Source organism: Microbacterium sp. MEC084 (assembly GCF_004514465.2).
Taxonomy (GTDB): Bacteria; Actinomycetota; Actinomycetes; order Actinomycetales; family Microbacteriaceae; genus Microbacterium.
In genome coordinates, this window is the sequence record NZ_MYFP02000006.1 from 82,988 (window position 1) to 108,838 (window position 25,851).

Here is a 25,851-nt window from a genome sequence, read left to right on the forward strand (position 1 = left end):
GACCCGGGGACCGTCCATCCCCCTCGCCTCCCCGGACTCCGCATGGCCTCCACTCTCACCACGGGCAGCCCGTGGCGCGTCATCCTGTCGTTCACCGTGCCCCTGCTGCTCGGAAACGTCGCGCAGCAGCTGTATCAGTTCGCCGACACCGTGGTGGTGGGGCGCTGGCTGGGTGTCGACGCGCTGGCCGCCGTCGGCGCGACCGGACCGCTGCTGTTCCTCCTGCTCGGCTTCGCATGGGGCCTCACGTCGGGGTTCGCGATCCCGACCGCCCAGGCGTATGGCGCGCGGGACGACGACGCCGTGCGACGGTCGGTCGCATCCGGTGCGATCCTCACCGGCATCGCGAGCGTCGTGATCACCCTGGTGGCCCCGCTCGTGGCGCGGCCCGGGCTGGAGCTGCTGCAGACGCCACCCGAGCTGCTGGAGGCCGCGACGGTGTTCACCCAGGTGAGCTTCCTCGGCGCGGGCGCGACGATGTTCTTCAACCAGCTGTCGGGCATCATCCGCGCGATCGGAGACAGCCGCACGCCGCTGCTGTTCCTCGCTCTCGCGTGCGGGCTCAACGTCGTGCTCGTGATCCTCATGGTCGGCCCGCTCGGGTGGGGCGTCGCCGGAGCGGCGCTCGCGACCGTGCTGTCGCAGGCCGTGTCGGTCGCGCTGTGCCTGCTGTACGTGTGGCGGCGCATGCCCGTGCTGATCGTGCGACGAGCGCAGTGGCGGGTCTCGCGTGCCGACCTCGCCGAGCACCTGCGGCTCGGACTGCCGATGGGCTTCCAGGCGTCGATCATCGCGATCGGCATCCTCACCGTGCAGGTCGCGCTGAACACGCTCGGGTCCGAGGCGGTGGCCGCGTACACGACCGCATCGCGCGTGGACAGCCTCGCTCTCGCGTTCCTGCAGTCGCTCGGCCTCGCGGTGTCGATGTACACGGCGCAGAACCTCGGCGGCGGGCGGCCCGACCGGATCCGCCGCGGCGTCGTGCAGGCCGTGCGGATGGCGCTCGTGGGATCCGTGCTGCTCGGCGTCGTGCTCGTCGCGTTCGGCGCCTCGATCATCCGGGTGTTCGTGGGCGACGGCGCAGACGAGGTCGTCGAGCTCGCGCACCTGATGCTCGTGATCAACGGGGTCACGTACTCGTTCCTCGGAGTGCTGTTCGTACTGCGCGGGGCCCTGCAGGGGCTGGGGCAGGCGATGGTGCCCACCGTGACCGGCGTGATCGAGCTCGTGGCGCGCATGTTCGCCGCGATCGCTCTCGGCGGGGTGCTCGGGTTCTTCGGCGTCGCGGCGAGCAACCCGCTGGCGTGGCTCGCGGCGCTGTTCATCCTCGTGCCGGCCTACGTGCGCGCGCACCGCCGCCTGGCGGCCATGCCGATCACCGCCGAGGTGACCACGGCCACGACGCCGATCGCCGTGATCGGCCCCACGGACGGGTCCATGGTCGTCGACGCCGTGCTCACCGCGCCGGTTCCGGTGGTCGTGCCGCGGCGGATGCCGTTCGCGCGGTCCGGGCGCTGAGCGGCTGATCTCGGGCTGACCGTCGGGTCAGACGGGCGTCTCCACCTCGCCGTCGCCCCGCTCTGCCGCGCGACGGCGCCGCGTCCGGTCCAGCACGGCCATCGCGGGAGTCGCCGCGACCCCGTGGATCAGGACCGATCCCAGGATGACGAGCGACACGACGGCCCACAGGCGCTCGGCTCCCGGGAACTCGCCGTTCTGCAGCGCATAGGCGATGTAGAACAGCGACCCCACGCCGCGCACGCCGAAGACGGCGATCACGCCGCGTTCGCGCGGACCGGTCTTGCCGGGGGTGAGGCCGAGCCACCCCGTGACGGGCCGGATCACCAGGAGGAGGACGGCGGCGAAGAGGACGTCGGGGACGGTGATCGACTCGAGCAGTCCGCGCGCCACGGCTCCGCTCAGCAGGATGAGCACGACGACCGTGAGCAGACGCTCGATCTGCTCCACGAACGTGTGGAGCACCGAGTGGAGACCGTGCGCGTGCTCGCCGGCCCGGATCGTGCAGGCGCATACGAACACGGCGATGAAGCCGTAGCCCTCCGCCACCTCGGCGACGCCATAGGCGAGGAACGTCGCGCCGAGCGCGATGAAGCCGTCGGCGCGATCCGCGAAGCCGAGGCGCTCGGAGATCGACGAGAAGAACATCCGCCGCAGCGCCCATCCGACCGCGAGGCCTGCCACGAGGCCGATGCCGATCCGCCAGACCACATCGATCAGCAGCCACTCGCCGAGCCAGCCCGAGGGCGCGAGGCCGGCCATGCTGACCGCGATCGCGGCGTAGGTGAAGGGGAACGCCAGCCCGTCGTTGAGGCCCGCCTCGGACGTGACGGCGAAGCGCGCCTCGTCGTCGTCGCTGCCCTCCTCGGTGAGGGGCTCGCTGACCTGCACCTCGCTCGCCAGCACCGGATCGGTCGGTGCGAGCGCCGCGGCCAGCAGCAGGGCGGCGGCCGCGCCCAGCCCGAGGCCCCACCAGCCGACGATGGCCACAGCGACGATCGAGAGGGGCACGTGATTCCCAGCAGCCGCCACGTGGTCGACCACGTGCGCCACGCGAATCTCCTGTTGATCGCCAGCCCGGCGCCCATCAGTGACACGATCACGCAGACCTCGGTGATGTGCAGCGCGAGCTCGGGGTGTGCGATCGGATCGGGGTCCGGAAGGCCGGGGAAGAGCGCGAAGGCGCCCATGCCGGCCGCGACGAACACCATGGGCATGGATACGGGCACCCTGCCCAGCAGGCGCGGCAGGAGCGCCGCCACCAAGGTCGCGATGCTCGCCGCGAGGTACAGCAGGCCCACCGGATCCAACGCCATCCCGCCATCCTCGTCGCGGTGGCGTGCAGGCGCGAGCACTGGCGACGTCGCCTGCGTGTGTGCTAGCCGGGTCGGGTTCGGACGGCTCGCATCCGCTCGAACGCTCCGGCGCGACCGACACAGCGCTGACAGATGTGAACGCATCGCGCTGACAGGCGTCACGCGCTCGGTGGTGACCAATCTCTCGGCCCCTGCGCGGGCTTGATCGGTTCGACCCAGCCCGCTTTCGAGAGACGAATGGCTGATCTCGGTTCGGACGGCCAGACGCCGCCGCGGTGCATATTCACACCAGACCGGGCGGCGGCGTGCGAATAATCGGATCGGGCCCGACGCTCATTCTGGCGCTCGGTCAGCCGCAGCACGATTTCCGCGTGATAGGCCAACCGTGCGTCGGGGCGGAGCCAGAGGAACGACTTCGCCCATTGCCGGTCCCAATCGGCCGCGCAGAGGCAGGCGAGCACGAGGGGCCCGAAGATCAGGGACAGTCGCACCTGCTGTTCAGCCTCGGGAGGAAATGCGCCCGCGATCGCATTGATGGTCAGGCTCAGCGCGTCCAAGGCGTTGCGAATAAATTCGACCATTTCCGCCATTTCCTCGATCGCGCAAGCCGTCCCGCACATTGTGGCACGAAGGTCGAAGCAGTTGGGAAGACAGTATGTGAGCCGCCCCCCCGAATTCACGTGGGTCCGAAAGGATTCGTACGTCGGCGTCGGCCTCGCCGGAATCGCATAGGCGCATCATGGTGTCGACGGTCACTGGGAGCATCGACGCCGGCTGCGCCGCCTCGCTCGTCCTGAGGGTCGACACGGCGACCGCGCCCGGCGCTGACGTCCTCTGGCAGCGGACCGGACGTCGGCGGTCCTCGTCTCAGTCGCTCATTGCCGTTCCCCACAGGCTGCGCGACATTCGAACGAATGTCCGAGGGTGGTGGGATGATGGGGGCATGCCACGGTTCACGGATGCGGATGCCTCGGGGTGGGAGTTCACGCCCGGTGAGTTGGCGCGGACGCGGGCGATCGTGGAGCGGTTGAAGGCGATCCGGGGGGAGCGGGCGGGGCTGGATGCCGAGGAGGCGGCGCTGCAGGCGGAGGCGATGGGCATCGCGATCGACCAGATGGGGCGGATGCCGGATGCGAGCGTGTACGAGTTCCCGGTCCGGTCCATGGCCGCCGAGCTCGCGCTGGCGACGAAGGAGTCGCCGCGGGCGATGCAGGGCCGGATGGACCGCGCGCACACGCTGGTGACCCGGTTCCCGGCGACGCACGCGGCGCTCGGGGAGGGACGGATCACCTCCCGGCACGCGCAGGTCATCGCAGAGGCCGGTGCGGACCTCGATGAGGATGCGGTGCGGGCGGCGTTCGAGTCGGAGATCCTCCCGCTGGCGGAGAAGGCGACCCCGTATCGCACCAAGGCGCTGGCTGCGCGGGTGGCGGAGAGGCATCAGCCGGTGTCGGCGACGGTGCGGCATGAGGAGGCGCGGGAGCGGCGGGGCGTGTGGGTGGAGGACCAGCCGGACGGGCAGGCGGTGCTGTGCATCAGCGGCCCCGCGTACGTGATCCACGCGGCCCATGATCGGCTGACCGCGCAGGCCCGGGTGGTGAAGCGCGCCCGTGGCGGGTCGGAGGATCCGGCGGTCGCGGCGGACGAGCGGGGCCTGAGGCGGCTGCGGGCGGATCTCGCACTGGACCTGCTGCTGTCGGGCATGCCGTCCGGTCACCCGGTCGAGGCGCACATCGCCGCGAGCATCGAGGTCACGATCCCGGTCACCACCCTCGCCGGTCTCGACGACGAGGCGGCGCTGCTGGCGGGGTATGGGCCGATCGATGCGGACACCGCCCGCCGCCTCGCGGCGGGTGCGGTGGGGTGGGAGCGGCTGTTCCTACACCCCGACACCGGGGCCCTCCTCACGGTCGATCACCGCACCCCGACGGCGGCGCAGCGGCGGTACCTGCTGGCGCGGGATGGGACGTGCCGGGTCCCGGGGTGCGCCACCAAGGCGAAGAACTGCGACATCGACCACACGATCCCGTGGTCCAAGGACGGCCCCACCAGCGTGGACAACACGGCCCACCTGTGCGAGCCGCATCACATGATGAAGCACTACTCGCCCTGGGACGTCGACCAGGTCGGGAGGGGGATCCTGCGGTACCGGTCCCCGGCCGGGTACGAGTACTACGACACCCCTTACCGCATCGAGTACGTCGGTGGCGGCGCACCACCCTTCTGACGTGCGGGGCGGCTGAGTGCCGAGCGTCAGCACCCAGTGCCGGCGGGCGCTCGGGCGCCTGACCGCCACCCGTCGCCGTCACGTCCACGGGTGGTCCCACCGTCCGTCCGCCTGCGCCGCCGCGACCTCGGCGAGCCCGCCGGGGCGCATCCGGCCGTCGGCGATCAGCCGCTCGACCTTCGAGATGTTGAGGCGGGACCCACTTCGACGCCGGGCGCCGCCGCGCGTATCGCTGCAGGTAGGTCTCCTCGTCGCCGCCGCGGCGGACGGCGGAGACCCATCCGAAGCAGAGCCCCACGTCCACCAGCTCGTCCGAGCTGAGCGAGGCGGGCACGACGCCCTTCCGCGTCAGCCGGAGCCACACGACCCGGGTCTCGGGCCCGGCCTGCTCCAAGAACGCCTCCACGTCGGCCACCGACGGGCGGTCGAGAACGGGTTCGCCGTCGATCTCCGTCATGGCGGCACGCTACTGCGCACATCGGACATCGCCGGGAGCGCGGCGGGCAGGATGGACGCATGAGCCTCCCCGAGCCGCTGTCGCGCAGCAAGCCGGTGTTCGCCGCCCCGATGGCGGGCGGCCCGAGCACGCCGGCGCTGGTGATCGCGGCGGCGCGCGCCGGCCACTTCGCGCAGCTCGCCGCCGGATACAAGGCCGTCGACGCGCTGCGCACGGACATCGGGGCGGTGCGCGAGGCGGGAGTCGACCTGTTCGGCGTGAACCTCTTCGTGCCGAACATCCATCGCATCGACGACGCGGCGTACGCCCGCTACTGGGAGCGCATCGCGCCGAGCGGGACGTCGATGCCCGCGAAGACCGAGGACGACGACGCCTGGGGCGCGAAGGTCGAGCTGCTGCTGGCCGACCCCGTGCCCGCCGTCAGCTTCACATTCGGCCTTCCCGAGCGCACGGTGATCGACGCCTTCCGCGACGCCGGCACGCTGGTCCTGCAGACCGTCACGTCGGCCGCCGAGGCGCGGAGCGCGATCGACGCCCGCATCGATGTGCTCGTCGTCCAGGGATACGGGGCCGGCGGCCACTCCGGCGTGTGGGAGGCCGGGGTGCTCCCGGCAGCGGTCCCGCTTGTCGACCTCGTGCGGGGCACCCGGGAGGCCGTGGCCGCTCCCATCGTCGCGACAGGAGCGGTGTCGCGCCGCGATCAGGTCGCCGAACTGCTCGATGGGGGCGCTGACGCCGTGGCGGTGGGCACGGCGCTGCTCCGGGCGCGCGAGAGCGGCACGTCGAGCGTGCACCGGTCCGCCCTCGCGGATCCCGCGTTCGCGCGCACCGAGCTCACCCGCGCGTTCACGGGGCGGCCCGCGCGGGCGCTCGTGAACCGATTCGCCGAGGCCCACTCGGCGCACGCGCCCTCGGGCTATCCTGCGATCCACCACCTGACCCGGGCGATGCGGGCGGACGCCGCGGCGCGCGGCGACAGCGGAGGGGTGCACCTGTGGGCGGGGGAGGGCTGGCGGGACGCCAGGGAAGCGCCTGCGGCGGAGATCCTCCGTGACCTGACGCCGTGAGCGGTGGCGCGATCGGCCGGCCGACGGGGCCGTCGATCGCGCCGCGCGCAGGGCCTACAGGGTCGCGGCGTCGATCACGAAGCGGTAGCGGACGTCGCTCGAGAGCACGCGCTCATACGCGTCGTTGATCTGCGTCGCCTCGATGAGCTCGATCTCGGGCGCGATCCCGTGCTCCGCGCAGAAGTCGAGCATCTGCTGCGTCTCGGCGATCGACCCGATCGTCGAGCCGGAGAACGAGCGGCGGTTCGCGAACAGCGTGAAGAGGGTGACGGGCAGCGGCTCCGGCGGGGCGCCCACGTTCACCATGGTGCCGTCGAGCGCGAGCAGCGACAGGTAGCGGTCGACGTCGAGGGGCGCGCTGACCGTGTTCACGATGAGGTCGAACCGGTTGGCGAGCCGCTCGAAGGTCTCGGGGTCCTCGGTCGCGAAGCACTCGGATGCGCCGAACGCGATCGCGTCGTCCTGCTTGGCGAGCGACCGGGACAGCACCGCGACTTCGGCGCCCATCGCCGCGGCGATCTTGACGGCCATGTGGCCGAGGCCGCCCAAGCCGACCACCGCGACGCGCTTGCCCGGTCCCGCGTTCCAGTGCGCGAGCGGCGAGTACGTGGTGATCCCCGCGCAGAGCAGGGGAGCGGCGGCCTCGTACGGGATCGCCTCCGGCACCTTCAGCACGAAGTCGGCGTCGACGACGATGTGCGTCGCGTAGCCGCCCTGCGTGATCGTGCCGTCGACGTCCATCCCCGCGTAGGTCTGGATGTTGCCCTTGAGGCAGTAGTTCTCCATGCCGGCCCGGCAGTTCTCGCACTCGCGGCACGAGTTGACCATGCAGCCGACGCCGACCCGGTCGCCGACTGCGTGCCGCGTGACCTCCGGGCCGACCTCGACGACCTCGCCCACGATCTCGTGCCCGACGACCTGCGGGTAGGCGATCGGCCCCCACTCGCCGCGGACCGTGTGGATGTCGCTGTGGCAGATTCCGGCGTAGCGGATGGCGATCAGCACGTCGTTCGCGCCGACGTCGCGCCGCTCGATCGTGATCGGCACGAGCGGCTCGGTGGCGGACGGGGCGGCATAGGCGTTCACGGTGAGCATGTGGTCCACGTTAGGCCGCTCATCGGGCCACGGGCTCCGATCGCGTCGGCATCGGCCCCGTGCCCCGGCATCAGCGGGGTTCGATCGCGAGGATCCGGTCGTCGCCCTCGGTCGGCGTGCCGCGGCCGTCCGTGTTGTTCGTCAGGATCCAGAGCTCGCCGGACGGCGCGACCGCGACGTCGCGCAGGCGGCCGTACTCGCCCGCGAAGAGCTCGGAGGAGGTCGACGGGTCGGCGACCGGCACCGTCCGCAGCACCGCGCCGCGGAGGTTCGCGATGTAGACCGTGCCGCCGGCGATCGCGATGCCGCTCGGGCTGGCCTCGGACGGGGCCCACTGCTGCACGGGGTCGACGAAGCGCTCGTCGCCGCCGATGCCCTCGACCTCGGGCCAGCCGTAGTTCGCGCCCGCCTCGATGACGTTGAGCTCGTCCCACGTGTCCTGGCCGAACTCCGACGCGAACATCGTCCCGTCGTCGGCCCACGCGATGCCCTGCGGGTTGCGGTGCCCGAAGCTGTAGACGAGGGAGCCGCCGAAGGGATTGTCGTCCGGGACGTCGCCGTCGGGCGTCATGCGGAGGATCTTGCCCGCGAGGCTCTCGAGATCCTGCGCGGCCGCGCGGTCGCCCGCGTCTCCGACCGTGGCGTAGAGCATGCCGTCGGGCCCGAACGCGATCCGGCCGCCCGAGTGGACGCTCGCGGAGGGCAGCCGGTCGACGATCGTCTCGCCCCCGCCGAGGCGCAGCGATCCCGGGTCGCCGTCGATCGCGTACCGCTGGATCCGGTTCCCGTCGGCGGCGGTGGAGTACACGTAGAGGCGGTCGCGGTCGTCGACCGCGACCCCCAGCAGCCCGGACTCGCCGAACGCGGTGACGTCATCGATCGTGCCCACGACCCGTGCGCCGGCGCCCGTCAGCTCCAGGATCTCGCCGGTGTCGCGGGCGCTGATGAGCGCCGTGTCTCCGAGGAACGCGATCGACCACGGGGCGTCGAGACCCTCGGCGATCACCCGCGGCGAGGCGGGCTCCGCCGGCGTCGTCGAGCCGCGAGGGACGGATGCGGTCGCCGACGGCGCCGGCGTCTTGGCTGCGTCGGGGCCGCACCCGGCGAGTGCGAGCGATGCGGCGACGCCGATCAGCGCCAGGAGCGCTCGTCGCGAGGTGCTCATGCCCCGACGCTAGGCGATCCGCGCGCCGGCGGCACCCGTCTCACGCCAACCGCCCGCGGCTCGCGTCCTGGGCGGCGAGCGGCCGCGCGCAGGACCCGCCCTCGGTGTCCGCTCCCGGGCGTAGCCTGCAGGGGTGACGACGGGGGCTGCGACCACGGATGACGGCACGCGCGTGCGCCGCCGGGTGCTCGCGATCGCGATCCTGGCCTCGTCCGTCGCGTTCCTCGACTCGAGCATCGTCAACGTCGCCCTGCCGGCGATTCGCGGGGAGCTGGGCGGGGGGCTCGCGGGACAGCAGTGGGTGGTCAACGCCTACCTGGTCACGCTCGGCGCGCTCATCCTGGTCGCCGGCTCGCTCAGCGACCTGTACGGGCGCCTGCCGGTCCTGCGCATCGGACTGATCGGGTTCCTCGTGGCATCGCTCGCGATCGCGGCGGCGCCGTCCATCGAGTTCCTCGTCGTGGCGCGCGCCGTGCAGGGCGTCGCCGGCGCCCTGCTCGTGCCGAGCTCGCTCGCGCTGATCACCTCCCAGTTCGACGAGGCGGCCCGGGGTCGCGCGATCGGCGCGTGGACGGCCGCCACCAGCGCCGCGATGCTCGTGGCGCCGCTCCTGGGCGGACTCTCGATCGACCTCGCCTCCTGGCGCTGGGCCTTCCTGATCAACGTGCTGCCGATCGGGGCGACGCTCTGGCTGCTCGCGGGGCTCCGGATCGCGGATACGCGGCGGCCCGGGGTGCGGGTCGACCTCGCCGCGTGCGCGCTGTGCGCGCTCGGGCTCGGCGGCATCGTGTTCGCCCTCATCGAGGGTCCGCGTCTCGGATGGGACCAGCCGGCGGTCCTCGCAGCGGCCGCCGCGGGCGTCGTTCTGTTCGCCGGCTTCCTGTTGCGGCAGGCGCGGGCGGCGCATCCGATCATGCCGCTCGCGCTGTTCCGCATCCGGAACTTCTCGGCCGGCAACCTCGCGACGACGTTCATCTACGCGGCGCTCGCGCTCAACGGGTTCGCGGTCGTCGTCTACCTCCAGGAGGGCGCGGGGCTGTCCGCCACGCTCGCGGGACTCGCGTCGCTGCCCGTGACCGTGATCATGGTGCTCGGCAGCTCCCACGTCGGCGGATGGTCCGCGCGCTGGGGCGCGCGCATCTTCATGACGGTCGGCCCGGCCGTCATGGCTGCCGGGGCGGCGCTGCTGCTGACGGTCGGCCGGCCCTTCGACTACTGGCTGCAGGTGCTGCCCGGGATCGTGCTGCTGGGGGTCGGGCTGACCCTGACCGTCGCCCCGCTGACGAGCGCGGTGCTCGGCTCGGTCGACGCGGAGCGCTCCGGCATCGCCTCGGCGGTCAACAACGCGGTCGCGCGGGTGGCCGGGCTGCTGGTGGTCGCGGTGATCGCGGTGATCGCCGGGGGAGACCTCGATCTGGCGGGCTTCCATCGGGTCGCGGTCGCGACCGCCGTGCTGTTCGCGGCCGGCGCTCTCGCGTCGTGGGCCGGCATCCGCGACCGTCGCGGAACCTGATCCTCCGCGAGGATGCCGGGTCAGCCCGCGTCGAGCACCGCGGAGATGCGGGCGAACGTCGCGGCGTCGTACGCCACGAGGCGGATGTCCTCGACGCCGGTGTCGGCGGAGCGGAGCGTATCGACCGCCGCGCGGATCGCGTCGTCCTTCGGCCACCCGTACACGCCGGCGCTGATGAGCGGGAACGCGATGGAGCGGACTCCGAGCTCGTCGGCGACCTCGAGCGAGCGCCGGTAGCAGCTCACGAGGAGGGCGCGGTCCCGCTGGCCCGCGGCGTGGTTCGGGCCGACGGTGTGGATCACCCAGCGTGCCGGGAGGTCGCCCGCCGTGGTCCAGCCTGCGTCCCCCGTGGCGAGGCCGTGCGGGAAGCGAGCGATGCAGTCGCGCAGGATGGCCGGGCCGCCCGCGCGGTGGATCGCGCCGTCGACGCCGCCTCCGCCGCGCATGGCGTTGTTCGCGGCGTTGACGATCGCGTCGACGGGCTGCGTGGTGATGTCCCCCTGCACGGCGGTGAGCTCGGCCATGACTCGATTGTGCTCCTGCGCGGGCGTCGCGCGGCGGTAGTGTCGCTCGCGAGAGGAGCGCGACATGGACGCTGGCTGGTTTCCGGATCCGACGGGGCACGCGGAGCTGAGGTGGTGGGACGGCACGGCGTGGACCGAGCACGTCTCGACCGGCGGCGTCGTCACGACCGCGCCGCTCACGCCCGCCCGGACGGCGCCGGCCGACGCCGGCGCGCCTGCCGCTCAGACCGGGCAGCCGGTGGGCCGCGGCGACGCGGGCATCACGGGGGACCTGATCTCGGGCACCCATGCCGAGGTGTCGGGCACCGGCTCCGCGAACCAGAACGAGAAGATGCTGCGGGTCGGGCTCGGCGAGCCGTTCCTGGCCCGTCAGGGATCGATGGTCGCCTACCAGGGCGAGGTCGACTTCGCGTATCAGGGCGGCGGCGTCGGCCGGTTCCTCAAATCGCAGCTGACGGGCGAGGGTCTGTCCCTCATGCGGGTGTCGGGGCGCGGCGACGTGTTCCTGGCGAACGAGCAGGCGGAGGTGCACATCCTGCACCTCGACGACTCGGGCATCTCGATCAACGGGCGCAACGTGCTGGCGTTCTCTGAGACGCTGCAGTGGAGCATCGAACGCGTCCAGGGCGCCGGCATGATGACCGGCGGCCTGTTCAACACGACCCTGCGCGGCACCGGGTGGGTCGCGATCACCACGGCCGGACCGCCCGTCGTGCTGAACGCCGCCGAGGCGCCCACGTACGCCGACACCGACGCGGTGGTCGCCTGGTCGGCGAGCCTCCAGACCACCCTGAAGTCGTCGTTCAAGGCCGGCGCGCTCATCGGCCGCGGGTCGGGCGAGGCCGTGCAGGTCGCCTTCGCCGGATACGGCTTCGTGATCGTGCAGCCGTCGGAGGGCGTCACGGCCGTCCCGGCGTCCTAGCGCCGGCGGCTCGGCCGGCCCTCCGCCACCGTAGACTGAACGCTGTTCAGGTGGCGGTCGACGGGAGCGGGGACGGATGAGGCTGGTGCCGATCCGCGGCGGTTCGCCCGCCGAGGTCGCAGCGCGCGTCGCGCGGGCGCGCGCCGACGGCGGCGCGCCCCTCGTCGGCGACGACCGCTGGTCACCCGAGCACTGGGAGCGGGTCACGGCCGCGGCTGCGGCGGTCGCGCCCCGTCCGGGGATCGCCTGGGCGGCCGTGACGAGCGGCAGCAGCGGAACGCCGCGCATCGTGCTCCGCACGCACGAGTCCTGGGCCGCGTCCTTCCCCGTGGTGTCGGAGCTGCTGCAGGCCGACCCGGAGGATGTCGTGGCCCTGCCCGCGCCGCCCGTGTCGTCCCTCACGCTGTTCTCGCTCGCCCACGCCGCGGAGGGCGGACCCCGCCCGGCCCTGCCGCGCAGGCACGCGGCCGTGCCCGGCGACTTCGCCGACGCCACGTGCTTCCACGGCACCCCGCAGGCGCTCCGGGCGCTGCTCGACGCCGGGGCGCCGCGGGGTCTGCGCGCCGCGCTCGTCGGAGGCTCCCACCTCGACCCCGCGCTCCGCGCCCGCGCGGCAGATCAGGGCATCCGCGTCGTGTCGTACTACGGCGCGGCCGAGCTGTCGTTCGTCGCGGCGGACGCGGGCGACGGGCTCGCCCCGCTGCCGGGCGTCGACCTCGACATCCGCGCCGGCGAGCTGTGGGTGCGGTCGCCGTATGTCGCGGCGTCGTACGCCGACGGCCCGCTCCGCACGGCCGGGGCCTGGGTGACCGCCGGGGACCGGGCGGAGCTGCGCGACGGACGCCTGCGCCTCCTCGGTCGGTCGGACGACGCGATCCTCTCGGCCTCCGCGACCGTCGTGCCGGAGGAGGTCGAGGCGCAGCTGCGCACCCTTCCGGGGGTGCGCGACGCCGTGGTCGTGGGTCTGCCGCACCCGGCGCTCGGCGCCATGGTCGCGGCCCTGATCGAGCCCGACGGCGATCTCGATGCGGACGGCCTGCGCGCCGCGGCCGCCGCGCAGCTCGCGCCCGCGCATCGCCCGCGCCGGTGGTTCGCGGGCGAGGCTCCGCGCACGGCGTCCGGCAAACCCGCGCGGTCGGTCCTCGTCGCGCGCATCCTCGCGGGGGAGGTGCGTCCGCTTGGGCGCTGACCCGGTGATCGTCGCCGCGCGCCGCACGCCGATCGCGACGCGGGGCCGGGGGCTCGCGGCCGTCGACGTGGCCGCCCTCGCCACGACGGCCGTGGCCGCGGCGCACGCCGACGCGCAGGCCGTGCTCGGCGCCGTGGACGTGGCCGACGTGGTGCTGGGGAACTGCATGGGCCCGGGCGGCAACCCCGCGCGGCACGCCGCACTCGCGGCCGGCCTCGGGGCGCACGTCCCCGGGGCCACGATCGACCGGCAGTGCGGCAGCGGGCTCGCGGCGATCGTGGACGCGGCGGTGGCCGTGCGGGTCGACCCTCGGGTCCGGATCGCGGGCGGTGCCGAGAGCGCCTCGACCGCGCCGGTCCGCTCCCTGAACGGGGTGCCGTACGCCCGCGCGCCGTTCGCCCCTTCCGGGTTCCCCGACCCCGACATGCTCGCCGCGGCGGAGGATCTCGCACGGCACGACGGCATCTCGCGGGAGCGGCAGGATGCGCATGCGGCCCGCAGCCACGCGAGGGCGCGCGCCGCGCGCGACTCGGGCCGGTTCGCCGACGAGCTCGCCGCGGTGGGTGCCGCGCGGGCCGACGACGGGATCGGCGCGAGGGAGCGGGTGCTCGCCCGGCTGACGCCGCTGTTCCCCGGAGGCTCGGTCACGGCGGGCAACTCCACACGCGTGAGCGATGGCGCCGCCGCCGTGGTGATCGCTCCGGCCGGCGTCGGCGCACCGGGCCTCGCGGTCCGCGCGCACGGGATCGTGGGCTGCGACCCGGCCCTGCCGGGGATCGGCGCGGCTCCGGCCGTGTCTGCCGCCCTGGCGTCCGCCGGCCTGTCGGAGGGCGACATCACGGCCTTCGAGATCGTGGAGGCGTTCGCGTCGCAGAGTCTCGCGGTGCTCGACCGGCTCGGAATCGCGGAGGACGACCCGCGCGTGTGCGCCCACGGCGGGGCGCTCGCGCTCGGCCACCCGTGGGGTGCCAGCGGCGCCGTCGCGGTCGTCCGGCTCTTCAGCAGGCTGGTGCGTGCGGGCGCCCCGCGCGGCGCGCTCGGCGTCGCCGCCGCATCGGTGGGCGGAGGGCTCGGCGTCGCGCTGGTGGTCGAGGCGGTCTGACCCCGGCCCCCGGCGACGGGGTTAGCATGGCGGCAGACCGAGGGAGAAGCCATGGCGACGAAGCCCCCCACGCACGACATCGACGAGTCCCGACTGACGGTCGAGGAACGCGAGGAGTACGCCGTCGGCGTCCCCGCCGTGCTGCACGCCCTCAAGATCTCGTTCGAGCAGATGGGCGTGCTGCGCAGCGCGCGGACGCTGCTGCGCGTCAACCAGAAGGACGGATTCGACTGCCCCGGCTGCGCGTGGCCCGAGGAGGACCGCCGGCACGCCGCGGAGTTCTGCGAGAACGGGGCCAAGGCCGTCGCCGAGGAGGCCACGCTGCGCCGGGTCGGCCCCGCGTTCTTCGCCCACCACAGCGTGGCCGAGCTGCGCGAGCACGACGACTGGTGGCTCGGTCAGCAGGGCCGCCTGACGCACCCGATGCTGCTCGAGGAGGGCGGCACGCACTACCGCCCGATCTCATGGGACGCGGCGCTCGGCGAGATCGCCACCGCGCTGCGCGAGCTCGACGACCCGGACGACGCCGTGTTCTACACGTCCGGCCGCACGTCCAACGAGGCCGCGTTCCTGTACCAGCTGCTCGTGCGGGGCCTGGGCACCAACAACCTGCCCGACTGCTCGAACATGTGCCACGAGTCGAGCGGATCCGCGCTCACCCAGACGATCGGCATCGGCAAGGGAACCGTCTCGATCGTCGACATCCACGACGCCGACCTGCTGATCGTCGCCGGTCAGAATCCGGGCACCAACCACCCGCGCATGCTCAGCGCGCTCGAGAAGGCCAAGGAGAAGGGCGCGACGATCATCGCGGTCAATCCGCTCCCCGAGGCGGGCCTGTTCCACTTCAAGAACCCGCAGACTCCCAAGGGCGTGCTGCTGGGCGGCACGAAGCTCGCCGACGACTTCGTCCAGATCCGGCTCGGCGGCGACCAGGCGCTCTTCCAGGCGATCGGCAAGCACCTGCTCGAGGTCGAGGGGCGCGAGGGCGGCGTGCTCGACCACGCGTTCATCCGCGAGCACACCGCCGGCTTCGACGACTACGCCGCTCATGTGGCGTCGGTCGGCTGGGAGCACCTGACCGAGGCGACCGGCATGAGCGAGGAGCGGCTGCGCGAGGTGGCCGAGCGCGTGCGCGCGTCGACCTCGACGATCGTGTGCTGGGCCATGGGGCTCACGCAGCACAAGCACTCGGTGGCGACGCTGCGCGACGTCGTCAACGTCCTGCTGCTGCAGGGCAACATCGGCCGGCCCGGTGCGGGCGTCTGCCCGGTGCGCGGACACTCCAACGTCCAGGGCGACCGCACGGTCGGCATCTACGAGAAGCCCTCCGAGGCGTTCCTCGCCGCGCTCGACCGGGAGTTCGCGTTCACGGCGCCGCGCGAGCACGGCTACGACACAGTGGAGGCCATCCGCGCGATGCGGGACGGCCGTGTGAAGGTGTTCATGGGCATGGGTGGAAACTTCGTCAGCGCGACGCCCGACACGCGGGTGGTCGAGGAGGGCATGTCGCGGGTGGGTCTCACCGTGCAGGTGTCGACCAAGCTGAACCGGTCGCACGTCGTGCACGGCCGGCGCGCGATCATCCTGCCGACGCTGGGCCGGACGGATCGCGACCGCCGCGGCGGCGTGGACCAGCGCGTCACCGTCGAGGACTCCATGGGCGCGGTGCACGGCTCGCGGGGCCGGCTCGCGCCGCCCAGCGACGACATGCTGAGCGAGGTGGCCATCCTGGCCCGGCTGTGCGAGCTCGTGTTCGCGGATCGCGCGGACGCCCCGCACGCCGACTGGCGCGCGCTCGAGACCGATTACGCGACGATCCGCGGGCACATCTCGCGCGTCATCCCCGGCTTCGAGGACTACGACCAGCGGATCGAGAAGGGGCGCACGTTCTTCCTGCCGAACGGCCCGCGCGACGAGCGGCGCTTCCCGACCCACAACGGCAAGGCGAACTTCACGGCGAACCCGCTCGAGTACCCCGTGATCCCCGAGGGCCGCCTGCTGCTGCAGACGCTGCGCTCGCACGACCAGTACAACACCACGATCTACGGCAAGGACGACCGCTACCGCGGCATCCACGACGGGCGCCGGGTGGTGCTCATCCACCCCGAGGACATCCGGGAGCTCGGGTTCGCCGAGGGCGAGCTGGTCGACCTCGTGTCCGAGTGGACGGGGCCGGGCGGCCTCGAGGAGCGCCGCGCGGAGGAGTTCCGGCTCGTGCCGTACGACACGCCGCGCCGCAACGCCGCCGCGTACTACCCCGAGACGAACGTGCTGGTGCCGCTGGACTCGACGGCCGATGTGAGCGGGACGCCGACCTCGAAGGCCGTGGTCGTCCGGCTCGAGAAGCGCCCCTAGGAGAGCCATGGGACGCATCACGCAGCGCCGGCCGGTCATGAGGATCTCCCTGTCCGGCGCCACGACGCGACGGCCCGACACGCTCGCCGTCGAGGAGCCGCTCGAGATCCGCGTCGCCGGCGAGCCGCTCGCCGTCACGATGCGCACGCCCGGGCACGACGTGGAGCTCGCCGCCGGGTTCCTCGTCTCGGAGGGAGTGGTGCGCTCCGGCGCGGACTTCCGCTCCGCGATCCACTGCGGCGGGCCGGGCACGGGCGGGATGGAGAACACGTACAACGTGCTCGACGTCGCCCTCGCGCCGGGCGTCGAGCCGCCGAGCACCGACCTGGCGCGCAACTTCTACACGACGAGCTCGTGCGGCATGTGCGGCAAGGCGAGCATCGAGGCAGTCGCGACGGTGTCGGCGTACGACCTGGCGCAGGACGACGTGCGGGTCGCGGCCGAGACGCTCGCGAGCCTGCCGGATGCGCTGCGCGCGCACCAGGACGTCTTCGACAAGACCGGCGGACTGCACGCCGCCGGCCTGTTCGACGCCGCGACGGGGGAGCTCGTCGTGCTGCGCGAGGACGTCGGCCGGCACAACGCCGTCGACAAGGTCGTGGGGTGGGCGGTCATGAACGACCGGCTGCCGTTGCGACGGCACGTCCTCATGGTCTCGGGACGGGCCAGCTTCGAGCTCGCGCAGAAGGCGGTGATGGCGGGCATCCCTGTGCTCGCGGCGGTGTCCGCGCCGTCGTCGCTCGCCGTCGAGCTCGCGACCGAGCAGGGCCTGACGCTCGTGGGCTTCCTGCGGGGCGACCACATGAACGTGTACGCGGGAGCGGAGCGCGTGGTCGTGCCGGTGCCGGCCGCCGGCTGAGCCGGCTCAGACGAACGGGCGCGCCGCGTCGACGATGCGGCGCAGGCACACCGCCGCCGTCAGGTCCGGCGCGACGTGCGACGGAGCCGGCGCGGTCGACTCGTCGACGGCCGCCGTGTAGCGATCCAGCGCCGCGACGGCGGCCTCGAGCTCGTCCTGCGCGTCGGCCTCGACCGGCGGCTGCGCGACGAGGTCCGCGACGCGATGGATCGCCTCGGCGAGCAGATCGGGCGGGCCCTCCGTGGGCCGTTCGTCGTGCTCCTCCTGCCCGCGTGCGAGCACATCGCCCAGGTCTCGCGTCGAGAAGACCGTGCGCTCCAGGGCGCGCAGCCGGCGTCGGTTGAGCTCCGCATCCTCGCGGTGGCGCAGCGCGCGCGGGTTCGCCCGCATGCTCTCGTCGGCATCCCGCACCGCTTCCGAGACCTCGCGCGACGTCTCGCTCAGCTCGCGCGCCGCGCGGTCCAGGTCGTCGGGGGAGACGTCGCCCGACGCGACCGCATCGGCCATGTCGTGCAGGTGCCCCGCGACCGCGTCGCGCAGGGCCGTGAGCCGCGACCCCGCCTTGCGCAGGTACAGGGGAGGGAACAGCACGAGGTTCGCGACCAGCCCGACGAGCACGCCGAACGCGGTGGTCACGAGGTACGACATCGAGAACTCCTCGGGCGAGGCGCCGCCGAGCAGGAGCACGAACAGCCCCGCCATCGCGACCCAGTCGGCCCCCACGCCCAAAGCGCGGATCCCACCCAGCACGACCCCGACTCCGACGACGAGCGCGACGATCAGCGCGCCCGGCACCTCGAGCAGGAGCACGAGCCCCACGCCCGCGAAGCCGAGGGCGATGCCGAGCCCCAGACCCGCGATGGTCTGCGCGCCCGACTTCGCCGAGCGCGCGAGGGTCGGGTACATGCTGACCAGGACGCCGAGCGGCGCGTAGTACGAGTACTCCGCGTCGGCGAGCGGCACGTAGGGCGCGAGCCACCACGCGACCGCCGCCGCGACCGCCGTGCGCGCCGCGAGCGCCAGGCGCTCCGGATCCCCGGGGCCGCGCAGCGACCGGGGGAGGGAGAACCTGAAGCGCGGGGTCACGCGGCCGCCTTCGTCAGACCGCCAGCTCGGCCCGCCAGGCGGAGAGATAGCCCGCCGTGATGTCGTCCTCCGCGTGGCCCTCCGCGAAGGTCGGGATCTCCCGGAGCACCCGGTACGCGGTCTCGAACGCCGTGCCCGACGGGCGCACGTCCAGGTGGGTGGCCTCGAAGCCGTTGTCGTGCAGCCACGTGGCCATGTCGTAGTCGCCGTTCGAGTCCCCGGCCGTGAACCAGCGGCGCGGCACGGTCGTGCGCTCGCCGACCAGGGCGACGGCGCGCTCGGCGCCGAGCGCCTTGCCGGCCTCGCGGTGCTCGAGGTCGATCGAGATGATCGTCGGCACCGTGTGGAAGCGGTCCGCCGCCCCCGTGTCGGCGATGGCGCGGTCGAGCTCGGCCGTCACCTCCGGCTGGCGCGCCAGGTAGGTCGCGTTGTCGACGTCGAGGTTCTGCTCGAGGGACACCATGGTGCGCTTCGTGTCGTCCCAGAACATCAGATCGGCGTGGCGGTCGGCGATCTCCCGGCACGCCGCGGCCAGCTCGGCCGAGACCGAGAGCCGCTCGTCGGTGTGGAGCTCGCCGATGCGCCCGTCCGCCACGGCGAACCAGGTGGCGCCCTTCTCGCCGATGCCCCAGACCGGCGCATCCGCGGCGAGACCGGCGGCCACGAGCGGCGGGATGACCTGGTCGGCGAGGAACCCGTCGGACCGTCCCGTGTTGAACACGACGGGGCATCCTGCATTCGCGATCGCGACCAGGTCGTCGGCGATGGACGGGATGCGCAGAGAGCGCGTGACGGTGCTCGCGAGGGGTCCGTCGACGTCGAGCAGGAGGCCGAAGGCGGGGGTGGTCATGAGGCCCATCCTCCCGGATCGCGCGCGCGGCGTCACATCCGCGTCGTCACATGTCCGCGGGCGCGGTCGCTCAGGTGTCGAGCGCGGAGCGCGCCTCGGCCAGGGCGCGCTCGGCGTCGACGTGCTGTCGATCCGCCGCCGCGGCGCGCTCCTCAAGGTCGGCGGACTCGGCCGTGGCCCGCTCCAGATCGCGTTCCACCCGCGCCAGTTCGGCGCGCAGCTCGTCGCGGCGGCGCGTCAGCTCCGAGGCGCGGCGGGTGTTCTCCGCGACGGCGGCGCGGGCGTCCGCGAGCGTGCGGCGGGAGCGCTCCAGGGCCTCCTCGGCCTCGCGTGCGGCCTTCTCCGCCGCCCGGCGGGCACGCCGCGCCGCGAGCTCGTCCGGCGGGGAGGTGCGGGCGGGCGCGGATCCGTCCGGAGCAGGACCGGCCACCGCGCCGTCCAGGTCGACGGGATCGAAGCCCACCACCTCGAGCGCGCGGATCAGGCGCCCCGAGGTCACGGCATCCGCCGCCGCCGCGTCGGCCATGGCGGCCTGCAGCGTCTGCGACACCTCGTCGAGCGTCGCGGCGGGGGCGTTCACGCCGTGCGCGGCCGCGAGCGCCGCGCCCTCCTTCGCGAGCGCGGCGGTCAGCGCCCGCCGGTCGCGCGTCAGCTGGGAGAGCGCCGACGCGTCCAGGTCCTGCTGCGCCTCGCGCAGCTCGGCGCCGAGCTCCAGCACTTGGGCGAGACGGTCCGCCCGGTGCCGCACCAGCTGGCCGACGATCCACGCCGCGGGCGAGGGCCGCCGCAGCTCCGCCACGCGCTTGGCGACGTCCGGCGCGTCGGACCTCAGCTCCTTCGCCCGGGCGTTGCGGGCCGCCGTGAACTCCGACGGCGGGAGGTCGTAGAGCTCCCACGCGACGTCGACGAGCGGATCCGAGGACATGACACGATCCTGCCGCACGGGCGACGGGCGGGCGAGGCTTCGCCGCGCCCGTCCGTCGATCCGGCGGTCTCCGCTCAGCCACGCGCGGCGCGGCGCGCGGCCTGCTCGACCGGGTCGGGCACGGGCAGGGAGGCCAGCAGGCGACGGGTGTAGTCGTCCTGGGGGTCTCCGAGCACCTGCGCCGTCGGGCCCTGCTCGGCGATCTCCCCGCGGTGGAGCACGGCGACGCGGTGCGCGAGCAGGTCCACGACCGCGAGGTCGTGCGTGATGAACAGCGCCGCGAACCCGAACCGCTCCTGCAGGTCGACGAACAGCTCCAGCACGCGCGCCTGCACCGACACGTCCAGCGCGCTTGTGGGCTCGTCGGCGATCAGCAGCTCCGGGTTCAGGGCCAGGGCCCGCGCGAGGCTGGCGCGCTGGCGCTGACCGCCCGAGAGCTCATGCGGGTAGCGGTCGCCGAAGTGCCCCGGCAGCTGCACCGCATCCAGCAGCTCGTCCACGCGGTCGCGCGCGTCCGCGGGACTCGACGCCTCGCCGTGCACGATGAGCGGCTCGGCGACGCACTCGGCGATCGTCAGCAGCGGGTTGAAGCTCGAGGCCGGGTCCTGGAAGACGAAGCCGAGCCGGCGGCGGGAGGCGCGGAAGTCGCGCTCCCGCATGCCGTTCATCTCGGTGCCGAGCACGCGCAGCGACCCGCCCGTGACGGGCGCGAGGCCGGCCATGGCGCGGCCGATCGTGGTCTTGCCCGAGCCCGACTCGCCCACCAGGCCGAGGATCTCGCCGGGCCGGATCGAGAGGTCGACGCCGTTCACGGCGCGGAACGGCTTGCGGCCGAACCGGCCGGGGTACTCGATCTCGAGGCCTCGGGCCTCGACCACCGGACTCGCGTCGGGATCCCCGCCGTACTGCCGGTCGGCGACCTCGAGCCGCGGCACGGCGGCGAGCAGTCGCTGCGTGTACTCGTGGCGCGGATGCGCGAACAGCTCCCGCACCGAGGCGGTCTCCACGATCTCGCCCTGGTACATCACGGCGACGCGGTCGGCCAGGTCGGCGACCACGCCCATGTTGTGCGTGATCAGGACGATCGCGGTGCCGAACTCGCTGCGGGCGCGCCGCAGCAGGTCGAGGATCTCGGCCTGCACCGTGACGTCCAGTGCCGTCGTGGGCTCGTCCGCGATGATCACCGACGGGTTCAGCGCGAGCGCCTGCGCGATCACGATGCGCTGCTTCTGGCCGCCCGAGAACTGGTGCGGGTAGTGGTCCACGCGCACCTCGGGATCCGGGATCCCGACCTTGCCGAGGATGTCGATCGCGCGCCTGCGGGCCTCCTTGGCGGACACCTCCCCGTGCGCGCGCAGGCCCTCCGCGATCTGCCAGCCCACCGTGAAGACGGGGTTGAGCGCCGTCATGGGCTCCTGGAAGATCATCGCCGCATCGGGCCCGCGCAGGGCCCGGATGCGGTCGTGCGACAGCCCGACGACGTCCGTGCCGTTCAGCACGACCGCGCCGCCCAGGCGGGCGGTCTCCGGCAGCAGGCCGAGGATGGTCCGGGCCGTGACGGTCTTGCCGGATCCCGACTCGCCCACGATCGCGAGCACCTCGCCGGGCAGGACGTCCAGCGTGATGCCGCGCACGGCCTGCACGTCGCCGCCGTCCGTCGCGAACGTGATGGTCAGGTCGCGGATCTCGACCGCGTGGTCTGCTGCGGTGCTCATTCGACCTCTCCGAGCTCGGTGCGGGCGACGGGGGTGGACGCCGCGGCCGCGTCGGCCGGGGTGTCCGCGGCGCGCCGGCGGGTGCGCAGGCGCGGGTCGGCGAGGTCGTTCAGGCTCTCGCCGACGAGCGTCATGCCCATCACGACGAGCACGATGGCCACGCCGGGGAAGACCGCCGTCCACCAGCGGCCGGCCGTGACGTCCTCGATCGCGCGGTTGAGGTCGTAGCCCCACTCCGCCGCGGCGCTGGGCTCGATGCCGAAGCCGAGGAAGCCCAGGCCGGCGAGCGTCAGGATCGCCTCCGACGCGTTGAGCGTGAAGATCAGCGGCAGCGTGCGCGTGGCATTGCGCAGCACGTGGCGGAACATCACGCGCCACGTCGAGGCGCCCATCACGAGCGCCGCCTCCACGAAGGCCTCGGACTTGACGCGCACGGTCTCGGCGCGGATCACCCGGAAGTACTGCGGGATGAACACGACCGTGATCGAGATCGAGGTGGCCAGGATGCCGCCCCACATGCTCGACTGGCCGCCCGAGATGATGATCGCGCTCACGATCGCGAGCAGCAGGGACGGGAACGCGTAGACCGCGTCGCAGATCACCACGAGCACGCGGTCGATCCAGCCGCCGATGTAGCCGGACACCAGGCCGAGCAGGATGCCCAGGAACATCGACATCACGACCGACACGACGATCACCAGGACCGCCGTGCGGGCGCCCCACAGCACGCGCGAGAACACGTCGTAGCCCGCGATCGTGGTGCCCCAGATGTGCTCGGCGCTGGGGGCCTGGCGCGGCGTGAACGTGTCGCCCGCGGCGTCCCGGAGCTGGTTGAACTCGTACGGCGCGATCAGCGGGGCGAACACGGCCGTCAGCAGGAACAGCGCGCAGATCGCGAGACCCGCGGTCAGCATGCCGCGCTGCAGCCCGACCGACTGGCGGTACTGGTGCACGATCGGCAGCTTCTTCCAGAGCGAAGCGCGTGCCATGTCAGTACCTCACCCTCGGGTCGATGAACGCCGCGATGATGTCGACGATGAAGTTGGTCAGCGCCACGATCACCGCGAGCAGGGCGACGATCCCCTGCACCGCGACGAAGTCGCGCGCCTTCAGGTACTCGCTCAGCTGGTAGCCCAGGCCCATCCACTCGAACGTGGTCTCGGTCAGGACCGCGCCGCCGAGCAGCAGCGCGATCTGCAGGCCGATCACGGTGATGATCGGGATGAGCGCGGGCTTGTACGCGTGGGTGCGGACGAGTCGGAACTCGCTGATGCCCCGCGAGCGCGCGGCGTCGATGTACGGCATCGCGAGCGTGCCGATCACGTTCGTCCGCACGAGGCGCAGGAACACGCCCGCGGTGAGCAGGCCGAGCGCGACGCCCGGCATGATCGCGTGCTCGAGCACGTCCACCAGATAGGCGGGGTTGCCGGTGCGGATCGCGTCGATCGTGTAGATCCCGGTGGGGTTATCGACGCGGCCGATCATGAGCTCGACGCGCGGCGAGGCGCGGCCCGAGCTCGGCAGCACGCCGAGCCACACCGAGAAGACGAGCTTGAGGAGCAGGCCGGCGAAGAACACGGGCGTCGCGTAGCAGAGGATCGCGAACACGCGCAGGACGGCGTCGCCCCAGCGGTCGCGGATCGCGGCGGCGAGCATGCCGAGCGGGATGCCGACCAGGAAGGCGACGATCAGCGCGTAGAAGGCGAGCTCCAGCGTCGCGCCGCCGTAGCGCAGGAGCACGCCGGTGACGGGCTGGCCGTCGATCGTGGTGCCGAAGTCGCCGCGCGCGATCGCGCCGAGGTACTCGAGGTACTGCACGATGAGCGGCCGGTTGTAGCCGGCGGCCTCGATGCGCTCCGCGAGCTGCGCGGGGGAGAGCTGGCCGCCGAGCGCGGCCGTGATCGGGTCTCCCGTCACGCGCATCATCAGGAAGACGGTCGTGACGAGGATGAAGATCGTCGGGAAGATCAGGAGGAAGCGGATGAGCACGTAGCGCCACAGCGTGGTCCCGCCGCGCGCGCCCTTGCGGGCGGCGGCGGGGAGGGCTGCGGGCGGTGCCGTTGCGGTGTCTGCCACGGGTGGGGTCCTTGAGGGCGAGGGGAGGGGGCGGCCCGGCCGGAGCCGGGACCGCCCCCTCACGTGAGCGTCGATCAGCGGGTGATCGAGGCCATGCGCAGCTTGAACGACGCGTCGAGGACAATGCCCTCGACGTCGGCCGCGCCGACGGCGACCTGGGCGCCCTGCAGGTACGGCACGGTCGACAGGTCCTCGGCCACCTTGCGCTGGATCTCCTCGATCAGCGCCTGGCGCTCGGCCGGCTCCGGCGTCGACGCCTGCTGCAGGATCAGCTCGTCCACCTCCGGGTCGGAGTAGTGGTTGACCAGGAAGTTCTCCGTCAGGAAGAACGGCGTCAGGTAGTTGTCGGCGTCCGAGTAGTCCGGGAACCAGCCGAGCTGGTACGCCGGGTAGACGTCGTTGACGCGGTCATCCGAGTACTGCACCCACTCCGTGCCCGCGAGGGTCACGTCGAACAGGCCGTCCGCCTCGAGCTGCTGCTCGATCATGGCGTACTCGTCGGCCGAGCTCGGGCCGTAGTGGTCCGGGCTGTACTGCAGCGAGAGCTCGACCGGCGTCTCGACGCCCGCGGCCTCCAGGAGCTCCGCGGCCTTCTCGGCCGAGGGGCCGCCCTGACCGTCGCCGTACATCTCCTTGAGCGGCTCGATCGCGCCGGCGAAGCCCTCCGGCACGTAAGAGTACAGCGGCGTGTAGGTGCCGTCGTAGACGTCCTGGCTGAGCTGCTCGCGGTCGATCAGCGACGCCACCGCCTGACGCACGGCGAGGGCCTTGGCCTCGTCGGCCTCCTCGGTCGTGGCGCCGTACGGCTGCGTGTTGAAGTTGAACACGATGTAGCGGATCTCGCCGCCGGGGCCGTCGTGCACCGCGAGGTTCTCGTCGGTCGACAGGTCGGCCACGTCGCTGGCCGACAGGCTGCGGTACGCGACGTCGACCTCGCCCTCCTGGACGGCGAGCTTCAGGTTCGACGACTCGGCGTAGTAGTTGATGATGACGCCGTCGTTCGCGGCGGGCTCGATCAGACCCTGGTAGCTCTCGTTCGGGGTCAGCTCGACCAGCTCGTTGAACGTGTAGTCGGTGATGGCGTACGGGCCGCCGAACGCGTTGCCCTCGACGATGTCCTCGTCGGGGGTGACCGCGTCGGCCGAGAAGACGTCCTCGTCGACGATCGCGCCGGGGAAGCTCGTCAGGATGAACGGGAACACCTGGTCGTTCTCGCTCTTGAGGTGGAAGACGACCGTGGTGTCGTCGGGAGCCTCGACCGACTCGAGGTTGTACAGCAGCGACGACGGGCCGTTCGGGTCCGCGATCGCCAGCTGGCGGTCGAACGTGAACTTCACGTCGCTCGAGGTGAGGTCGTTGCCGTTGGACCAGGTCAGGCCCTCGGGGAGCGTGACGGTGTACTCGGTGGGGCCGGTGAACTCGGCCGACTCGGCGAGGTCCGGGACGACCTCGGTGCTGCCGGGCGCGGTGTTCACGAGGTACGGGAACACCTGGGTCTGGAGCGTGAGCGATCCGTTGTCGTAGCTGCCGGCCGGGTCGAGGTGCGTGACGGTGTCGGTCGTGCCGACGAGGATCACGTTGTCGCCGGCGGGAGCCTCGCCGCCGCCCTCGTTCGAGCCGCCGGCCGCGCAGCCCGCGAGGGCCAGCACGGCGACGGTGGGAAGGGCGACGGCGACGGCGCGTGAGCGCGCCTGGGTGGGGAGTGCCATTCGATGCCACTTTCTGGTTGACGACTGTGTCTTGGTGCATCCGCGTCCGGGGGCGCGGCGATGCGCCTGGGGAGGCGCGTGATTCCGCGATCCTCGCACACACCCAGCGATCTGACGACTCTCACCCTCCGGGAAGGGCGATGTGTTTACACAGTTGCAATCTCGGCGGGCGATGTGA

The 25,851-nt window shown here is 72.8% G+C and carries 21 protein-coding genes; 9 read left to right on the top strand and 12 right to left on the bottom strand.

Translation table 11 applies throughout. From position 1 onward, the window contains the following. The first annotated feature begins 42 nt into the window (after nt 1–42). On the top strand, nt 43–1,518 hold the full coding sequence (locus tag B5M43_RS08015) for an MATE family efflux transporter (protein ID WP_134745510.1): 1,476 nt from the start codon (nt 43–45) through the stop codon (nt 1,516–1,518). A gap of 27 nt (nt 1,519–1,545) precedes the next feature. Here the strand turns inward: B5M43_RS08015 and B5M43_RS08020 are convergent, their stop codons facing one another. Continuing rightward, complete coding sequence (locus B5M43_RS08020; protein ID WP_308068134.1) at nt 1,546–2,571, bottom strand: cation:proton antiporter; 1,026 nt, start codon at nt 2,569–2,571, stop codon at nt 1,546–1,548. Between the two features lie 421 nt (nt 2,572–2,992). Then, nucleotides 2,993–3,424: a hypothetical protein gene (locus B5M43_RS08025; RefSeq protein ID WP_134745511.1), complete on the bottom strand. Its 432-nt coding sequence runs from the start codon at nt 3,422–3,424 to the stop codon at nt 2,993–2,995. Nucleotides 3,425–3,777: 353 nt separating this feature from the next. Here B5M43_RS08025 and B5M43_RS08030 point away from each other — a divergent pair, with 353 nt between their 5' ends. Together B5M43_RS08030 and B5M43_RS08035 are read left to right on the top strand one after the other, a co-directional pair. After that, entirely contained in the window at nt 3,778–5,061 is a 1,284-nt protein-coding gene (locus tag B5M43_RS08030; protein WP_230667806.1) for an HNH endonuclease signature motif containing protein, read from the top strand. Nucleotides 5,062–5,577: 516 nt separating this feature from the next. Further along, nucleotides 5,578–6,585 (top strand): nitronate monooxygenase, encoded by a 1,008-nt coding sequence (locus B5M43_RS08035; protein ID WP_134746213.1) that lies wholly within the window; start codon nt 5,578–5,580, stop codon nt 6,583–6,585. 54 nt (nt 6,586–6,639) lie between these two features. Here the strand turns inward: B5M43_RS08035 and B5M43_RS08040 are convergent, their stop codons facing one another. Both B5M43_RS08040 and B5M43_RS08045 read right to left on the bottom strand, forming a co-directional pair. Beyond that, nucleotides 6,640–7,680 (bottom strand): NAD(P)-dependent alcohol dehydrogenase, encoded by a 1,041-nt coding sequence (locus B5M43_RS08040; protein ID WP_134746214.1) that lies wholly within the window; start codon nt 7,678–7,680, stop codon nt 6,640–6,642. A gap of 70 nt (nt 7,681–7,750) precedes the next feature. Continuing rightward, complete coding sequence (locus tag B5M43_RS08045; RefSeq protein ID WP_134746215.1) at nt 7,751–8,845, bottom strand: sorbosone dehydrogenase family protein; 1,095 nt, start codon at nt 8,843–8,845, stop codon at nt 7,751–7,753. 133 nt (nt 8,846–8,978) lie between these two features. Between B5M43_RS08045 and B5M43_RS08050 the strand changes: the two genes are divergently transcribed. After that, complete coding sequence (locus B5M43_RS08050) at nt 8,979–10,358, top strand: MFS transporter (RefSeq protein WP_134746216.1); 1,380 nt, start codon at nt 8,979–8,981, stop codon at nt 10,356–10,358. Nucleotides 10,359–10,378: 20 nt separating this feature from the next. Here the strand turns inward: B5M43_RS08050 and B5M43_RS08055 are convergent, their stop codons facing one another. Then, a complete protein-coding gene (locus tag B5M43_RS08055) occupies nt 10,379–10,882 on the bottom strand; it encodes an O-acetyl-ADP-ribose deacetylase (RefSeq protein ID WP_134746217.1) in 504 nt (167 codons plus the stop codon). A 64-nt stretch (nt 10,883–10,946) separates the two neighbouring features. Between B5M43_RS08055 and B5M43_RS08060 the strand changes: the two genes are divergently transcribed. The 5 genes from B5M43_RS08060 (at nt 10,947) to fdhD (ending at nt 17,312) form a co-directional block, all read left to right on the top strand. Further along, nucleotides 10,947–11,804, top strand: a complete 858-nt coding sequence (locus B5M43_RS08060; protein WP_134746218.1) for an AIM24 family protein — start codon at nt 10,947–10,949, stop codon at nt 11,802–11,804. 76 nt (nt 11,805–11,880) lie between these two features. Further along, nucleotides 11,881–12,993: a class I adenylate-forming enzyme family protein gene (locus tag B5M43_RS08065; RefSeq protein WP_134746219.1), complete on the top strand. Its 1,113-nt coding sequence runs from the start codon at nt 11,881–11,883 to the stop codon at nt 12,991–12,993. Further along, complete coding sequence (locus tag B5M43_RS08070) at nt 12,983–14,095, top strand: acetyl-CoA C-acyltransferase (RefSeq protein ID WP_230667808.1); 1,113 nt, start codon at nt 12,983–12,985, stop codon at nt 14,093–14,095. The genes B5M43_RS08065 and B5M43_RS08070 overlap by 11 nt, the downstream gene beginning before the upstream one ends. 51 nt (nt 14,096–14,146) lie before the next feature. Then, the gene (locus B5M43_RS08075; protein ID WP_134746220.1) at nt 14,147–16,453 is read left to right on the top strand and encodes an FdhF/YdeP family oxidoreductase; all 2,307 of its coding nucleotides are present in this window, start codon (nt 14,147–14,149) and stop codon (nt 16,451–16,453) included. A 7-nt stretch (nt 16,454–16,460) separates the two neighbouring features. After that, on the top strand, nt 16,461–17,312 hold the full coding sequence (fdhD, locus tag B5M43_RS08080; protein WP_134746221.1) for a formate dehydrogenase accessory sulfurtransferase FdhD: 852 nt from the start codon (nt 16,461–16,463) through the stop codon (nt 17,310–17,312). 6 nt (nt 17,313–17,318) lie between these two features. Here fdhD and B5M43_RS08085 read toward each other — a convergent pair whose 3' ends face one another. From B5M43_RS08085 to B5M43_RS08115, 7 genes are all read right to left on the bottom strand, one after another. Next, entirely contained in the window at nt 17,319–18,398 is a 1,080-nt protein-coding gene (locus tag B5M43_RS08085) for an aromatic acid exporter family protein (RefSeq protein ID WP_230667810.1), read from the bottom strand. Nucleotides 18,399–18,411: 13 nt separating this feature from the next. Next, on the bottom strand, nt 18,412–19,248 hold the full coding sequence (locus B5M43_RS08090; protein ID WP_230667812.1) for a hypothetical protein: 837 nt from the start codon (nt 19,246–19,248) through the stop codon (nt 18,412–18,414). A 70-nt stretch (nt 19,249–19,318) separates the two neighbouring features. Then, on the bottom strand, nt 19,319–20,173 hold the full coding sequence (locus B5M43_RS08095) for a transposase (protein WP_134746223.1): 855 nt from the start codon (nt 20,171–20,173) through the stop codon (nt 19,319–19,321). 74 nt (nt 20,174–20,247) lie between these two features. Next, nucleotides 20,248–21,888 (bottom strand): ABC transporter ATP-binding protein, encoded by a 1,641-nt coding sequence (locus B5M43_RS08100; RefSeq protein WP_134746224.1) that lies wholly within the window; start codon nt 21,886–21,888, stop codon nt 20,248–20,250. Continuing rightward, entirely contained in the window at nt 21,885–22,877 is a 993-nt protein-coding gene (locus tag B5M43_RS08105) for an ABC transporter permease (RefSeq protein WP_134746225.1), read from the bottom strand. Before B5M43_RS08105 ends, B5M43_RS08100 begins: the two co-directional genes overlap by 4 nt. Nucleotide 22,878: 1 nt before the next feature. Further along, nucleotides 22,879–23,964, bottom strand: coding sequence for an ABC transporter permease (locus B5M43_RS08110; protein ID WP_230667814.1), 1,086 nt, complete (start codon nt 23,962–23,964; stop codon nt 22,879–22,881). A 74-nt stretch (nt 23,965–24,038) separates the two neighbouring features. Beyond that, complete coding sequence (locus B5M43_RS08115) at nt 24,039–25,673, bottom strand: ABC transporter substrate-binding protein (RefSeq protein WP_134746226.1); 1,635 nt, start codon at nt 25,671–25,673, stop codon at nt 24,039–24,041. Nucleotides 25,674–25,851 lie beyond the last annotated feature (178 nt).

What these genes read in the sequence shown, in the direction of transcription:
- B5M43_RS08015 (WP_134745510.1), top strand. Translation starts at nt 43, where the DNA reads ATGGCCTCCACTCTCACCACGGGCAGCCCGTGGCGCGTCATCCTGTCG.
- B5M43_RS08025 (WP_134745511.1), bottom strand. Translation starts at nt 3,424, where the DNA reads ATGGCGGAAATGGTCGAATTTATTCGCAACGCCTTGGACGCGCTGAGC.
- B5M43_RS08030 (WP_230667806.1), top strand. Translation starts at nt 3,778, where the DNA reads ATGCCACGGTTCACGGATGCGGATGCCTCGGGGTGGGAGTTCACGCCC.
- B5M43_RS08035 (WP_134746213.1), top strand. Translation starts at nt 5,578, where the DNA reads ATGAGCCTCCCCGAGCCGCTGTCGCGCAGCAAGCCGGTGTTCGCCGCC.
- B5M43_RS08040 (WP_134746214.1), bottom strand. Translation starts at nt 7,680, where the DNA reads ATGCTCACCGTGAACGCCTATGCCGCCCCGTCCGCCACCGAGCCGCTC.
- B5M43_RS08045 (WP_134746215.1), bottom strand. Translation starts at nt 8,845, where the DNA reads ATGAGCACCTCGCGACGAGCGCTCCTGGCGCTGATCGGCGTCGCCGCA.
- B5M43_RS08055 (WP_134746217.1), bottom strand. Translation starts at nt 10,882, where the DNA reads ATGGCCGAGCTCACCGCCGTGCAGGGGGACATCACCACGCAGCCCGTC.
- B5M43_RS08060 (WP_134746218.1), top strand. Translation starts at nt 10,947, where the DNA reads ATGGACGCTGGCTGGTTTCCGGATCCGACGGGGCACGCGGAGCTGAGG.
- B5M43_RS08065 (WP_134746219.1), top strand. Translation starts at nt 11,881, where the DNA reads ATGAGGCTGGTGCCGATCCGCGGCGGTTCGCCCGCCGAGGTCGCAGCG.
- B5M43_RS08075 (WP_134746220.1), top strand. Translation starts at nt 14,147, where the DNA reads ATGGCGACGAAGCCCCCCACGCACGACATCGACGAGTCCCGACTGACG.
- fdhD (WP_134746221.1), top strand. Translation starts at nt 16,461, where the DNA reads ATGGGACGCATCACGCAGCGCCGGCCGGTCATGAGGATCTCCCTGTCC.
- B5M43_RS08090 (WP_230667812.1), bottom strand. Translation starts at nt 19,248, where the DNA reads ATGACCACCCCCGCCTTCGGCCTCCTGCTCGACGTCGACGGACCCCTC.
- B5M43_RS08095 (WP_134746223.1), bottom strand. Translation starts at nt 20,173, where the DNA reads ATGTCCTCGGATCCGCTCGTCGACGTCGCGTGGGAGCTCTACGACCTC.
- B5M43_RS08100 (WP_134746224.1), bottom strand. Translation starts at nt 21,888, where the DNA reads ATGAGCACCGCAGCAGACCACGCGGTCGAGATCCGCGACCTGACCATC.
- B5M43_RS08105 (WP_134746225.1), bottom strand. Translation starts at nt 22,877, where the DNA reads ATGGCACGCGCTTCGCTCTGGAAGAAGCTGCCGATCGTGCACCAGTAC.
- B5M43_RS08115 (WP_134746226.1), bottom strand. Translation starts at nt 25,673, where the DNA reads ATGGCACTCCCCACCCAGGCGCGCTCACGCGCCGTCGCCGTCGCCCTT.